The organism is Bradyrhizobium sp. McL0616 (genome assembly GCF_049993385.1).
Taxonomy (GTDB): Bacteria; Pseudomonadota; Alphaproteobacteria; order Rhizobiales; family Xanthobacteraceae; genus Bradyrhizobium.
Genome location: NZ_CP188255.1, coordinates 1,262,943 through 1,275,421, shown reverse-complemented (window position 1 = coordinate 1,275,421; position 12,479 = coordinate 1,262,943). Strand labels below are relative to the sequence as shown.

Annotated in this window: 13 protein-coding genes; all 13 read right to left on the bottom strand. The window is 64.5% G+C overall.

The features are described from left to right. Nucleotides 1-51: 51 nt before the first annotated feature. The 13 genes from ACPPVR_RS06160 to ACPPVR_RS06100 all read right to left on the bottom strand — a co-directional run bounded on the left by ACPPVR_RS06160 (nucleotide 52) and on the right by ACPPVR_RS06100 (nucleotide 12,417). Nucleotides 52-1,938 (bottom strand): hypothetical protein, encoded by a 1,887-nt coding sequence (locus ACPPVR_RS06160; protein ID WP_426613358.1) that lies wholly within the window; start codon nucleotides 1,936-1,938, stop codon nucleotides 52-54. A gap of 2 nt (nucleotides 1,939-1,940) precedes the next feature. Then, a complete protein-coding gene (locus tag ACPPVR_RS06155) occupies nucleotides 1,941-2,408 on the bottom strand; it encodes a hypothetical protein (protein WP_426613357.1) in 468 nt (155 codons plus the stop codon). A 9-nt stretch (nucleotides 2,409-2,417) separates the two neighbouring features. Then, on the bottom strand, nucleotides 2,418-4,160 hold the full coding sequence (locus ACPPVR_RS06150; RefSeq protein WP_426613356.1) for a hypothetical protein: 1,743 nt from the start codon (nucleotides 4,158-4,160) through the stop codon (nucleotides 2,418-2,420). A gap of 134 nt (nucleotides 4,161-4,294) precedes the next feature. Continuing rightward, nucleotides 4,295-4,978, bottom strand: a complete 684-nt coding sequence (locus tag ACPPVR_RS06145; protein ID WP_426613355.1) for a hypothetical protein — start codon at nucleotides 4,976-4,978, stop codon at nucleotides 4,295-4,297. An 86-nt stretch (nucleotides 4,979-5,064) separates the two neighbouring features. Continuing rightward, complete coding sequence (locus tag ACPPVR_RS06140) at nucleotides 5,065-5,763, bottom strand: hypothetical protein (protein ID WP_426613354.1); 699 nt, start codon at nucleotides 5,761-5,763, stop codon at nucleotides 5,065-5,067. A 132-nt stretch (nucleotides 5,764-5,895) separates the two neighbouring features. Further along, on the bottom strand, nucleotides 5,896-6,144 hold the full coding sequence (locus ACPPVR_RS06135; RefSeq protein WP_426613353.1) for a hypothetical protein: 249 nt from the start codon (nucleotides 6,142-6,144) through the stop codon (nucleotides 5,896-5,898). 563 nt (nucleotides 6,145-6,707) lie between these two features. Continuing rightward, complete coding sequence (locus tag ACPPVR_RS06130) at nucleotides 6,708-7,481, bottom strand: thioesterase family protein (protein ID WP_426613352.1); 774 nt, start codon at nucleotides 7,479-7,481, stop codon at nucleotides 6,708-6,710. 93 nt (nucleotides 7,482-7,574) lie between these two features. Next, nucleotides 7,575-8,543 (bottom strand): NAD(P)H-dependent flavin oxidoreductase, encoded by a 969-nt coding sequence (locus tag ACPPVR_RS06125; RefSeq protein WP_426613351.1) that lies wholly within the window; start codon nucleotides 8,541-8,543, stop codon nucleotides 7,575-7,577. Nucleotides 8,544-8,844: 301 nt separating this feature from the next. Beyond that, nucleotides 8,845-10,245, bottom strand: coding sequence for an aspartate ammonia-lyase (locus tag ACPPVR_RS06120; protein ID WP_426613350.1), 1,401 nt, complete (start codon nucleotides 10,243-10,245; stop codon nucleotides 8,845-8,847). 35 nt (nucleotides 10,246-10,280) lie between these two features. After that, complete coding sequence (locus ACPPVR_RS06115; protein WP_426613349.1) at nucleotides 10,281-10,820, bottom strand: hypothetical protein; 540 nt, start codon at nucleotides 10,818-10,820, stop codon at nucleotides 10,281-10,283. Nucleotides 10,821-10,866: 46 nt separating this feature from the next. Further along, a complete protein-coding gene (locus ACPPVR_RS06110; protein ID WP_426613348.1) occupies nucleotides 10,867-11,469 on the bottom strand; it encodes a YqaA family protein in 603 nt (200 codons plus the stop codon). Nucleotides 11,470-11,515: 46 nt separating this feature from the next. Continuing rightward, on the bottom strand, nucleotides 11,516-11,920 hold the full coding sequence (gene hisE / locus ACPPVR_RS06105; RefSeq protein ID WP_426613347.1) for a phosphoribosyl-ATP diphosphatase: 405 nt from the start codon (nucleotides 11,918-11,920) through the stop codon (nucleotides 11,516-11,518). Nucleotides 11,921-12,036: 116 nt separating this feature from the next. Continuing rightward, a complete protein-coding gene (locus tag ACPPVR_RS06100; protein WP_426613346.1) occupies nucleotides 12,037-12,417 on the bottom strand; it encodes a hypothetical protein in 381 nt (126 codons plus the stop codon). Nucleotides 12,418-12,479: the final 62 nt, after the last annotated feature.

Here is a 12,479-nt window from a genome sequence, read left to right as displayed (position 1 = left end):
ACAGCCGACCGCGATCCCCGCATGATGTTACAGGCGGGTGATTCTTCCGCGTCAGTTGGTCAAACCATAGACGTCGAGGCGCCCGTCATAGGTCGGGCGATAGATGCGGCCTTTCCAGATGATCGGGCGGTTGAACTTCGGATGCGTGAAGGCGTGCTCCGGACCCCAGTTCTCGCTGTCCCAGATCACCTGGAGCCGTTGCGAGCCGTCCGGATTGACGGCAAAATTCTGCGCGTCATAGACTAGGAAGCGGCCCGGGCTGAGCAGCATGTTGCTGTCCTTGTAGGGGACCATCGCGACGATAATGGCATCAGTGCCGTTGTTGGCGGCGAGCGTGATGCTCCAGCCGGGCATGCCGCCCGACGGGCGCGGCGACTGCGGCGAAGCGATCTCGTTCGATCCGGCGAGATAGGTCGACGTCCCGTCGGCCGCGATCGACCATGCCCGCAATGCGCTGTTCTCACCGCCGACGAAATGCATCACGCCATGGAGGGCAGACGTAAACAGCAGCGGCGTGCCATGCAGATGCCGCGTCGCGCCGCCCGGATACAGATTCAATTGCATTGGCGAGGCCGGCGCCGGCGGCACCGCGGGATCGAAAAACGTGTAGAGGATCGGCGGCATCTTGAGCTTGGCATAATTGGCGGCGAAGTGACCCGCTGCAAGATCGACTTGTTGCGTATTGCCGAGCGCCTCGGCATTGCCGGTATAGAGAATACCGTCCTTGCCCGCTGCGAGCACGGCGTGGGACGGTCCGACATAGACCGGGCCACCCGAGCCAAAGTCCTGGTCGCTCCACATCGACTCATTCATCGCCGCCAGATGTCGCGCCACGACCGGTGCGATCTGCGCATCCATGGCGTCGGGCCCGGACGTCACCGCGACATGCGCCATCTCCCTCGCATGAAGCGGCGTGAGCGCCATTCCCATCCGCTTGGCATGGCCGATCACCGCGGTTAGCGAAACGTTCGACGGCAGCGCGTGCGCGTCATCATCATCGTCGAGGAGCGCAGCGGCGGCAGCGCCGACCCGGTTGGCGTCTGTCCATGGTGTCCACCACGACAGCACCTCGAAATGCGCGCGAGGTCCGGTGTGCAAGGCCAGCCGCACCACGCTCTCGCCGAAATCGCCTAGCTGCGGCGAGAACGCCCCGTTGCCGGTGATGACATAGATCGAACCGTCGGGAGCAATGGCCGGGCCGGCCCCGCTCTGCCACAGCCCGCCGCCGGAGCCCGTGACGGTGGAGCACCACGCGGCCGCAAGATGCCAGGCGTGAACGTCGACCGCGATCAGCCAGCCCCGCGCCGTCGCCGAAGTCTCCCTGACCGTACCGAAGGGGATCAGCACGTGGTTCTGCGTCAGCGTCAGCGCGCTGCGTTGCTTGCGCTGGGTCGAGACGAATTTCTGCACGGGAAGGCCGCCCGGCGGGGCGTAGACCGCGCCTTCGAGGTTCAAGAGCCCGTGTACCTTCGAGCCGTCATTGATCCGCAGCGCCGCGAGAAAATGCTGCGCTCTGGCAACGCTGCCATCATCGCTGATCCAGGCGCAGGCGTAGAGAATGCCGGCGCCCTCGTCGATCACGGGAGTCGACAGGATCCCCCAATCGACGTTGGTCATGTGACCGTCGATGGCCGGCGTCCCGACGATGGGACGGCCGAGATTCGTCGCCCAGATTTTCTCGCCGGTCATCGCATCGAACGCATAGACCCAGTTGCCCATCGTGGCCTGGAAGATCAGGTCGCGGGTGTTGCCATCGACCGTGTGCACGGCGCCGACCGCCAGCGGTTGCGCCTCGAGCCGGGAATCGTCGGGTATGGGAATGCTGAAGAGTTTTGCGATGCCCTTGGTGCGGACGGCGGTCGCCGTCAGCACCGTCTCGGCATTGTTCGCACCAGTCCTGGCAGCATCATAGCTGCGAGTCGTGACGGAGACGGCCATGGTCAGGCTCCCCAGGCCAGCAAGCTTCCGGCCGCGATCAGGCAACCCGCCGCCAGCGGCCGCGCATCGCGCAAGCCGGCGCGCCACCAGTTCAACACGACGGCCCCGCAGACAAAGCCCAGGCCGGCCATCATCGCGCTCGACAGCACCGCAAAAGCCGGCGTATCCGGCGTGCGCGACACCACATTGTCGATCGCCAGCAGCGGCGGCAATGCGTAGAGCCAGCCCGGCGTCGCAAATAGACGTTGCGCGATGAGCAGGCCGACGAGGAGCGCCGCACCTGACGCCGTCAGCAGGATGGCGGCGAGCCCACCCGCGAGCGGCAAGCTAACGCCGAGTGCCGAGCCAAGCCCGTCGCACAGGCCGAACATCAAAGCGAGCGGTAACGCGTGCCGCCCCGACACAACGAAGGACAGCGCGAAGGCGGCAATCAGGCTGTCGATGGACGTCCACAACAGATGCAATGACATGAGATCCACTCAAATGACTTGTGGAGCAAGATAAGTGACGTCGATCGAAAAGGCCGCGCCGTGCTCCGGCAGCTGGCGGCCCGCGACACGGATATGATGTTCGCCGGTCACACCGGCCTTTCCTTCCGCGCTGACATGGTCGCCGCTGCACAATGCCTCGACCACGCTACGCCCTTGCGCATCGGTGACGGTGACCTTGAGCGAACCATCGGCCGGCACGCCGCGGCGATCGAGGCCGACCCGCAGGGCGATCCCAGAGCCCTGCTCCACCCAGATCCGTCCCGCCTCCGTCTCGGCATTGGTGGCAGGCCGCGTATCGAGATCGGCGGCGCCGAAAATCGTTTGCGTGGTGTGGCGCGCAGGCCGGATGGACGCGAGGTTCAAGCCGGCGCGGGAGAAGCAGAGATAGCTCTGGCCCTTGCTGAAGCCGTTGCTCGGAATCGTGAAGCTCGCGACGCCATGTTCATCGGTCGAGATATCGTCGTGATGGCCGGTGTAGTCGTGCAGATGCACGTTGGCCCCAAATGCGGTCTGACAGCTGATCGTGCGCGCATTCAGAGTGTCGAAGTTCAGTGCGGTCAGAAGGCCGGGCGCACCGGTCCTGTTGAGGACGATAACCTTGTCATCGAGAAAGCGGCCGCTGGTCGGCCCAACGGCGAGGTGCTCGTGGATCCAGACGAGATTGTCGATCCACGGCTTCAGCCCGTAGGCGCCCGGCCAGACGCTGGGCGGGAAATAGTCCTTGCCGTAGACGAAGGGGTAGCCCTCGATCGACAGCAGGAAGGCATAGGCGAGCAGCTTGTTGCTGATCACCTGCTGGCCCGGCGACGTATCGGTGTCGGGATTGTCGACGAAGGTGCAGGTGAGATCGGGACGCCAACTGGTGTAGCCGGCGCCGTCGAGCATGCGCGCATTGCCTCCGTCGCAGGCGGATTGCAGCGCCCAATGCATCGGGAAGTCGGCGACGAGCGACCGGCCGCTGAGCGGCGGCTGAGTCGTCCAGCCGTTGAGGACCGCGCGATTGCCGTCGAAATACTCCGAGTAGAAGAATTTCGAGGCCATGATTCCGTGGGTCATGAACTCCCGCACGAACGGCGCCCAGGTGCCCTTGACGTCGTCGAAGCGCGCGCCGTCCGCGCCAGTGGTGCGGAACACCCATTCCCCGAAGTCGAGCGCATCCTCGATGGTGACGCGCGACGGACGGCAGTGCTGGTAGGACAGCTCGCGGCCGAACGGAAAATCGTTGGGCGGGCTCGGCACGTCATCGTCGGGCAGATCGTCCGGCGGCACACCGCGAAACCAGCCGGGCGCGGTGGTGCTCCTGCCGTTCAGCGTCCCACCGTCCGCGCCGAGATAACGGAACACGCCGGGGCCGCCATTCTCGCCGCTGCGCTGGTGTAGAACGAGATCGAGATAGACGTCGATATCGCAGGCATGCGCAACGGCGACCAGACGCGTCAGCGACGCTTTCGGACCGTAACGCGTGGAGACGGAACCTTGCTGGCTCTTGCTGCCGATGTCGCGGGGATCGAACACGCCATAGCCGTCACAGCCGGGACCCGCGCCGCCTTGCGCCTTCGACGTCGGCGGCAGCTGGATCGCGGTGAAGCCGACATTGCGCAGCGCGCGAACATGGGTGGCGAGGAAATCGAGCAACCAGGGCGCGCCGTGCCCATCGACGGGCGCCGGCACGGTCACGCGCTCGCCGTGCGGACCGAAGAAGCGTCCCCAAGCTAGCAGCGGTACTCCCATGACGCGGCCTCTGGCTGGCGAGCGTCAATCATGCCTTGAACGAAGATCATCCGGAAGTTGAAATTTGCGGCAGGCGCTGCCACAGAACGAACCGCCGCTCACGATCGCGTGCGCGGCGGCGGGCGCATCAAGCGCTAATCGTCGCCATTGCCGAACAGCCTGAAGCCGCTGCGTGGACGGCTGGTGCCATCGCGCACATCCGAATCCTGGCGGACGTTGCGCGCGACATCATCCCAATTGGTCTGATCGCGCATGCCGCGTGCATCGCGCGCGTCATAATGGCGGCGCTCGGCCCAGCGTTCGCGCCGCTCCGCTCGCCGCCGCTCGGTCGCGGTACGCTTCACGTCAGAATCCCTGGCCTTGGCATAGGCGTTGTCAGGTGCGGAAGCCGGCTCTGTCGATGCCTGCTGCTCGACCGGTTTTGCGACGTGCGGAGGCGACGCGGGTGACGGCTTCGGCGGCTCGACCGCGACTGTCGTCTGCGGAGGTGGGGGCGCCGGCGGCTCAGCGTTGGCCTGTGTCGCCTGCGCATCCGGCTTAACATCCGGCTTGGCTTCGTCCTGCGCCTGCACGGGCGCAGCGATCAGCCCACCGAAGGTCTGCGAGCCGGTGAGATATTGGACGTGCTCGGACGGCGCGTTCGTCGCGGTCGTGGTGGCCGCCGGTTCAGCGCGCTGCGCCATCTTACCGGTATCCGGCCCCTGCTTGGGCGCGATCGGATGCATGATGTTGCCGGCGACGATACCGCCGCCGAGACCAATGGCGATGGCCGCAACGATCGATCCGGCACCGACGAAATAGGCTGTCGAGGCGCGCATTGGTCCACTCCCTGTTCGGAGCGGGCAACGCATGAGGATTGCCGGATGTTCCCGATATCGGCGGTTCCCTCCAGGGAAACCGCGCGTCAGATCTGCTGCGCAACCTGCTCGAGCCCGATGATGCGGGCGAGCTTGCGCACTTCCTCTTTCTGATCGTCACGCAGCTGGAACAGCAGCGGCATTGCGGCCGACTTCAGCTGCTGGACCTCGTCGCAATTCGGATCGATCGGCACGCTCGGGCCGTTCGGATTCGAGAGCTTGTTGGCCGAGATCTTGCGGACGACGTTGCGCAGCGCGGTCTCGACCGAGGGCCAGTAATATTCCTGCGAGGACGACAATTTCAGGCGATCCCGGATGCCGGCGATCTGCACGTCGGAGAGCAGCGAATAGGATTTTTGCGGCTGCGGCTTCGCGGCGACCTTCGTCTTGGCCGGAGCCTCGACAGCGGCGGGCGCTTCGGGGGCCTCGTTCACGCTCGCTTTGGACATCGGGAAATCGGACGGCGTCGCCGCGGCAAAGGCCTGGCGCAGCGGTTCGGTCAGCACGGGCGTCTGCGACAGCCTGTCGGCGGGAACCTGCACCGGGTTGATCGCGGCCGAGGCCAGCGCCAGCGTGGGAACCAGCCGGTCGGCCTTGGCAGCACGGTTGGCGGCGAGCGACTTGGGTGCCGGCGTGATCATCTCGGCGCTGACGCTGGGCACGCTGTCGCGCCCGAGAATGGCAGTGGTGGCGGCACCGAGGACAAGGAAGCAGGTCAGCACGATGATGGTGATGGCTCTGGACAAACGTCCCTCCGCGTCCAACTTCAAGTCCATGTGATCAATGCCCGGAAACTGGGCGAGAAATATGGCCTAACCGTGCCTTGGCAGCGGCAATCGCCGGGACTGCGGCGACACCGCGTGAAAAATCCAATAAAATCAGGCAGCTAGTGCCAGATCATAGGCGTCCTGGATGTCGGCGACGATCTCGGAAGCCTCCCAGACCGCGCGCGGCTCGACCGATTGCAGCGTCACCGTCCAGTTGCCGCCGCGGCGGGTGCGGGGAACGCTGAGGATGTCAAAGCGGACATTGCGGCACATCGGATGACGGGCCAGCGCATGCGCCACGCGGACGCGGATTTCGTCCAGCGACGCCTGGGTCTTGGAGTTGAGAAAATCGAAGTCCATCGCCTGTCTCTCTCGGTCCTGATTGGCGGCCGTGAGGGGGATTGTTGGCGGGCGATGGTTAATCTGCCGTTAAGTGCGGCCGGGCGGAGCTCTGCGGGATTAACCGTGCTCGGGGCCGAAGCCCGCTCTCCCTCCCCGCCGACATGCCGCGCGAAAGTCGGCGCATGGCAGTGTCCGCACCCGGGATTTTACGGGGTTATTGTGGCCGGCAAACAACAGCGCGCCACAGAGCGTGTGGAGGCGGTGCGCGCGCAATTGCCGTCGAATCCACGAATCAACTAGATCGCTAAATGGGGCTGGGAAGCGGAGTAGCAAATGAGAGTCGCTTCCTTGGAAAGTGCGGTGGCTGCGGTCACGTTGATCACGGCTATCGTTGTCGTGCTGTGGGAGATCAAGATCTTCTACGGCATCTGAACTGGCAGGACGCTGGCGTCGAACAAGAGGGCCTCCGGACAAGAAGAGGTTCGCGACCAGGGCATCCCTTCCGCGGCGGCGGAAGTCTGCCGTTCAAATGGCGCCCGCACAAACAGCACCCGGACTTGGCGCGGCCAAAGCCGTCACGCTCACCGCTTCTCGATCACCAGACTCTGCACCGCTCGCCCGAAATAGCCCTGCCTGTCGGCAAGGCGCGACATCGCGAGACCCGCGCCGTCAGGGCCGATTGAGGATTCACCGTCGAGCAGGATCCATTCGCCGACCGGCTGGCGCGAAAAATTCACCGTGAGATCGGCGTTGATGTAGGTCCAGGCGCGGAAGTCGAGCGTCGAGGCGGTGCCGTTGGAGAAATCGGCGGCCACCACGGCCCGCATCGCCTGCGAGATCGCCTCGCCCGCGATCAGGGGATGATCGACGCGAAACCAGATCGCGCCGGCGCCGGCCTGGCCGAAACGGCCGCGCGCGGCGCGCATCGAGACTGCTCGCACGAACGGGCTGGTGGCGGCGTGGCCGTCCTCAACCAGGGAGTCCTCGGGCGACGGCAGATTGACCGGCAGCTCCCTGACATCGTCGGGAAGCGTCAGCGCCTGCGTCTTGATCTTGAGCACGGTGGCGTTGACCACCTGCACGCCGTCGGCGAGCAGCTTGACTTCGCAAAGCTGGATCTTGCGTCCCTCGCGCAGCACCTCGGTCTCAATTGTCAGCGGTGCCACCGGGACGGGGCGCATCAGATCGATGGTAACGCGCGCGATCGCCATCGGCACCGGCGTCGGGATACGTTCGGCCGCCCATGTCACCAGCGAAGCCGGCGCCGAGCCGTGCTGCATGCGCCGGTCCCACGGCCCTGCGGCGTCAGGGCTGGTGAAGACGCTGTTGCCGTCGACGCGATAGATGGCGGGCATCGTTCAAATCTCAGTTGGCTGAACCGCTCGGCGTTCGAAAATCAATGTCGTCCCGGCCTTCGCCGGGACGACGGTTGAAATCTCAACGGCCCATCACAACGGCGGATCGATCGCCTCGTCGTATTCCTTCTTGAAGCGCGCGATCAGTTCGGCAGCGGGCAAGACCTTGTCGATGCTGCCGATGCCCTGGCCGGAGCCCCAGATCTCCTTCCACGCCTTCGGCTTGGCCCGCTCGCCGGAAGCGTCGGTGCCGAAGTTCATCTTGGAGGGATCGGACGTCGGCAGGCTTTCCGGATCCATGCCGGCGGCGAGGATCGAGGGCTTCAGATAGTTGCCGTGCACGCCGGTGAAGAGGTTGGAATAGACGATGTCGTCGGCCGTGGAGCCCGCGATCATCTCCTTGTACTTCTCGACCGCGTTGGCTTCCTTGGTGGCGATGAAGGCCGAGCCGATATAGGCGAAGTCGGCACCGAGGATGCGCGCGGCGCGGATCGCCTTGCCGTTGCCGATGGCGCCCGACAGCGCGATCGGACCGTCGAACCATTTTCGCGTTTCCGCAACGAAGGCGAGCGGCGAGATCGTGCCCGCATGGCCGCCGGCGCCAGCCGAGACCAGGATCAGGCCGTCGGCGCCCTTCTCGATCGCCTTGTGCGAGAATTTCTGGTTGATCACGTCGTGGAAGACGATGCCGCCCCAGCCGTGCACAGCCTGGTTCAATTCCTCGCGCGCACCGAGCGACGAGATGACCATCGGCACCTTGTACTTGGCGCAAAGCTGCATGTCGTGGTCGAGCCGGTTGTTCGACTTGTGCACGATCTGGTTGACTGCGAACGGCGCCGATGGCTTGTCGGGATGCGCGCGATCATAGGCCGCGAGCTCTTCGGTGATCCGCGCCAGCCATTCGTCGAGCAGCTCCGGCGGCCGGGCGTTCAGCGACGGAAACGAGCCGACCACGCCCGCCTTGCACTGCGCGATCACGAGATCGGGCACCGAGATGATGAAGAGCGGCGAACCGATCACGGGGATCGACAGGCGTCCCTTGAACAGAGCAGGCATGGACATAGGCGAAACGATCCTTGGGTTGGCGAGCAAATCGAAAGCTGGAGGCCATACCAACAAGGCAATCTTTCCACTGTCAAGTATTGCGTTTTGTCGCCGCGGCGGATGCGGCTACCGCAATTCCAACGCGCGGAATTCCGTCCCTGTACAACCTATCCGTCTTCACCGTCATTGCGAGCGCAGCGAAGCAATCCAGACTGTCTCCGCGGAGGGACGCTGGATTGCTTCGTCGCATCCGCGCGAAAATTGCTTCGCAATTTTGCCGCAAGCTCCTCGCGGTGCGAGAGCTGCGGATAGCGAACAGCTACCCGATCATATCCGGATTGATCAGCCGCTCGAACGAGAACATCTCGTCCCACTTCTCCTGCGTCAGCAGCTTGCGCTCGACCACGACGATCTGGTGCAGCGACTTGCCGCTCTTGTAGCCCTCGCGCGCGATCTCGGCGCATTGCTTGTAGCCGAGCAGCGGCTTCAGCACCGTGACGATACCGAGCGAGTTCAACACCATGTTGCGGGTGTGCTCGTCGTTCGCGGTGATGCCGACGATGCAGTTCTCGCGCAGGCTATTGACGGCGCGCTCCATGGTGCGGATCGAGAAGAACAGCGCGAACGAGATCACCGGCTCCATCACGTTGAGCTGGAGCTGACCGGCACTTGCTGCCAGCGTGACGGTCATGTCGAGGCCGATGACGAGGAAGCTGGTCTGGTTGACGACTTCGGGGATCACCGGATTGACCTTGCCCGGCATGATCGAGGAGCCCGGCTGCAATTGCGGCAGGTTGATCTCGTTGAAGCCCGCGCGCGGACCTGAGGCGAGCAAGCGAATGTCGTTGCAGATTTTGGTCAGCTTGCTCGCAGTGCGCTTGAGCACGCCGGAGAGCTGCACATAGGCACCCGTGTCGGACGTCGCTTCGACAAGATCGCCGGCCAGAATGAAGTCGACGCCGGTCAGCGCACTCAGATGCCGGACCGCGAGCTTGGGATAGCCGACCGCCGCGGTGACGGAGGTGCCGATCGCAGTGGCGCCGAGATTGATCTCGCGCAGCAGCGCGCGGGCTTCCGAGATGCGGTCGACCTCCTCGCCGATCGTGGTGCCCCATCCCCGGAATTCGGCGCCGAGCGACATTGGGACTGCGTCCTGGAGATGCGTGCGGCCCATCTTCAGCACGCGCTCGAACTCACGGCCCTTGGTGAAGAAGGCTTCCTGGAGCTGGCGCAGCGCCGTCATGTAGCTTTCGAGCCGCAGGATCAGCGCCAGCCGGAACGCGGTCGGATAGGTGTCGTTGGTGGACTGGCCGTAATTGACGTGGTCGTTGGGGCTCACATGCTGGTAGTCGCCCTTCGCGAAGCCGAGCGATTCCAGCGCGAGATTGGCGATCACCTCGTTGGCGTTCATGTTGGTGGATGTGCCGGCGCCGCCCTGGATGAAGTCGGTGACGAACTGATCCATCATGTCGCCGGCGATGACCCGGTCGCAGCCGAGGATGATCGCGTCGGCCACTTTTGCATCGACCGCGCCGAGATCGCGATTGGCCATGGCGGCGGCCTTCTTGACGTAACCGAGCGCCTTCACGAAGTAAGGCTCCTGGTTCATCGGAATGCCGGTGATGTGGAAGTTCTCTTTCCCGCGGATGGTCTGGACGCCGTAATAGATGTCGTCGGCGATCTCACGCTGTCCGAGGAAATCCTGCTCTGTACGGCTCATGTGCGCTCCTTGTTGCATGCGCGCAGGTCATCGCGTCAGTTCTGGCACAGCGCGCTGGTCACGAAAGTATCGGTGCGGCAGTCGTCCGGCTTGCGCTGCCTGCCCGGGATCAAAACCTTGGCCGAGCATTTTTCGGCGGAGTCGGCGTTCAGGCCCTTGCCTTCCTTGTAGCCCTTGCTCTGGCAGAGCTGGTCGGCGGCCTGCTTGCAGTCCGGCCCGCCGTTTGACGAGGCCGGACAGGCCACGCGCCCAGACACCATGCTCGACGGTTTCGCCAAGCGCGACAAATCGTTCATGGTCTCGCTGGGGCTTTTGATCGGCGGCAGGATCGAGGGCAGCTTGTCGAACAGCTTGCCCATTTCATTGATCAGCCCGGGATTGTCCTCGCGCGCCGGCGGCGCGGATGGGGCAGGCGTCGATGGCGGCGGCGCGGCCTGCGGCCCCTGCTCCTGGAGACCGAGCGCCGGCGGTGCCGATTGCGGCCATCCCGCCGCGCCGGAGCCGAGCAGGAACAGCAGCACCGCTGAAGTAAGCCGCCCCAGCCGCACCGCCGGATTGCCGGATCGAACCATCATGACGGCAACCGTAACCGAAGCCGGCCCATCGTCAAAGCATTGGGGTTTAGATCAGCTTGATCGCCACCACGAAGCCGAGCACCAGCACGGCGGCGCCGAGCGCGACCCACAGGCCGAGATGCTTCTCGATCCTGACCCGGATCCAGTCGCCATAGCGATTGAGCAGGATGGCGACGATGAAGAAACGTCCGCCGCGCGCAACGATCGAGCACAGGATGAACAGTCCGATATTGTAGCCGGCAAAGCCCGAGGTGATGGTGACGAGCTTGTAGGGGATCGGCGTCAGCCCCTTGAGCAGGATGATCACGGCACCCCACTGTGCATAGGAGGCGCGGAAGGCATCGACCTTGTCGCCGAGGCCGTAGACCTGGATCAGCCAGTGGCCGACCGAGTCGAACAGCAGCGCGCCGATGGCGTAGCCGAGCAGGCCGCCCACCACCGAGGTCGCGGTGCAGATTGCTGCATACATCCAGGCGCGCTGCGGGCGCGCCAGTGACATCGGAATCAGCATCACGTCCGGGGGGACGGGAAAGAAGGAGCTTTCTGCGAAAGCCACGGCCCCCATGATCCAGAGCGCGTAGGGCTTGTGGGCGGCGTCGATGCACCAGTCGTAGATACGTTTCAGCATGGCGCCGCGATGAAGCACCATGGGACGGATTTGTCCATCGCCAGTTTTTGAGCGATTTGTGACGTTTCTAGTGGCGCTTGCGTGCCGCGCGGCCCTCGAGGGCGACAATTGGCCGCCGCGCGGCAACACGCGGTGACGCGGCCTTGGGCAGCTTCATCGTCGATTTCGGCAGCTTTTCGGCGATACCGAGCATGTCCTCACGCCGCGCCATCTCGCGCCAGACGTCTTCGGGACGCACGCCGGCCGAGGCCCAGAGCACGGTGAGATTGTAGAGCAGATCGGCGCTTTCCCGGATCACGGCTTCGCTATCGCCATTGACCGCGTCGATGACGACCTCGATGGCCTCTTCGGCCAGCTTCTTCGCCATTTTGGACGGGCCGCGCTGAAACAACCGCGCGGTGCGCGATGTTGCCGGATCAAGGTCTCTGGCCGCGAGCACAGCCAGATATAGCCGCTCAAGCGAATCACTCATGGGACTCGAAACTACTCTAAACCAATGGCGAGCGCGTTAACGCCGACGATAAAAGGCAAAACAGGCCGGCGCGGCAAGCGCGACGGCCTGTTATGGTCAACCTTTGGCAGCCGGACCTAGTAGCAGGTCGCAATGTTGCCCTGGCCGCCCTGCGCGGACTGATAGGGACCGCCACAACGGTGGTACGGGCGCGGACCATAATAGGAATCGCCGCCGTAATAGCCCGGCCCGCCATCATAGTAGGCCGGACCGCCATAAGCCGGACCGCCATAATAGGGCCCGTTGTCATAGGCGTAGGCGTCGCGGCTCGCCGCGATCGCAAGGCCAGTGCCGACGATGCCGGCAATGGCCGCGCCGGCAAATGCCGCGCCGCCGCCGCCATGCCAATGACGGCCGCCTGCGAACGATGCGGTGGGAGCAACCGTGGTCAGCGCCAGCACCGCGGCGGTGGCGAAAACGGCCTTGCGGCCAGCAAATTTCGAAAATCGGTCAAACATACTTTGGACCCTCCTTGGGACCTTCAATGGTGCCTCGCGACAGGCTCATGTCACTCAAACAC

What these genes read in the sequence shown, in the direction of transcription:
- ACPPVR_RS06160 (WP_426613358.1), bottom strand. Translation starts at nt 1,938, where the DNA reads ATGGCCGTCTCCGTCACGACTCGCAGCTATGATGCTGCCAGGACTGGT.
- ACPPVR_RS06155 (WP_426613357.1), bottom strand. Translation starts at nt 2,408, where the DNA reads ATGTCATTGCATCTGTTGTGGACGTCCATCGACAGCCTGATTGCCGCC.
- ACPPVR_RS06150 (WP_426613356.1), bottom strand. Translation starts at nt 4,160, where the DNA reads ATGGGAGTACCGCTGCTAGCTTGGGGACGCTTCTTCGGTCCGCACGGC.
- ACPPVR_RS06145 (WP_426613355.1), bottom strand. Translation starts at nt 4,978, where the DNA reads ATGCGCGCCTCGACAGCCTATTTCGTCGGTGCCGGATCGATCGTTGCG.
- ACPPVR_RS06135 (WP_426613353.1), bottom strand. Translation starts at nt 6,144, where the DNA reads ATGGACTTCGATTTTCTCAACTCCAAGACCCAGGCGTCGCTGGACGAA.
- ACPPVR_RS06130 (WP_426613352.1), bottom strand. Translation starts at nt 7,481, where the DNA reads ATGCCCGCCATCTATCGCGTCGACGGCAACAGCGTCTTCACCAGCCCT.
- ACPPVR_RS06125 (WP_426613351.1), bottom strand. Translation starts at nt 8,543, where the DNA reads ATGTCCATGCCTGCTCTGTTCAAGGGACGCCTGTCGATCCCCGTGATC.
- ACPPVR_RS06120 (WP_426613350.1), bottom strand. Translation starts at nt 10,245, where the DNA reads ATGAGCCGTACAGAGCAGGATTTCCTCGGACAGCGTGAGATCGCCGAC.
- ACPPVR_RS06115 (WP_426613349.1), bottom strand. Translation starts at nt 10,820, where the DNA reads ATGATGGTTCGATCCGGCAATCCGGCGGTGCGGCTGGGGCGGCTTACT.
- ACPPVR_RS06110 (WP_426613348.1), bottom strand. Translation starts at nt 11,469, where the DNA reads ATGGTGCTTCATCGCGGCGCCATGCTGAAACGTATCTACGACTGGTGC.
- hisE (WP_426613347.1), bottom strand. Translation starts at nt 11,920, where the DNA reads ATGAGTGATTCGCTTGAGCGGCTATATCTGGCTGTGCTCGCGGCCAGA.
- ACPPVR_RS06100 (WP_426613346.1), bottom strand. Translation starts at nt 12,417, where the DNA reads ATGTTTGACCGATTTTCGAAATTTGCTGGCCGCAAGGCCGTTTTCGCC.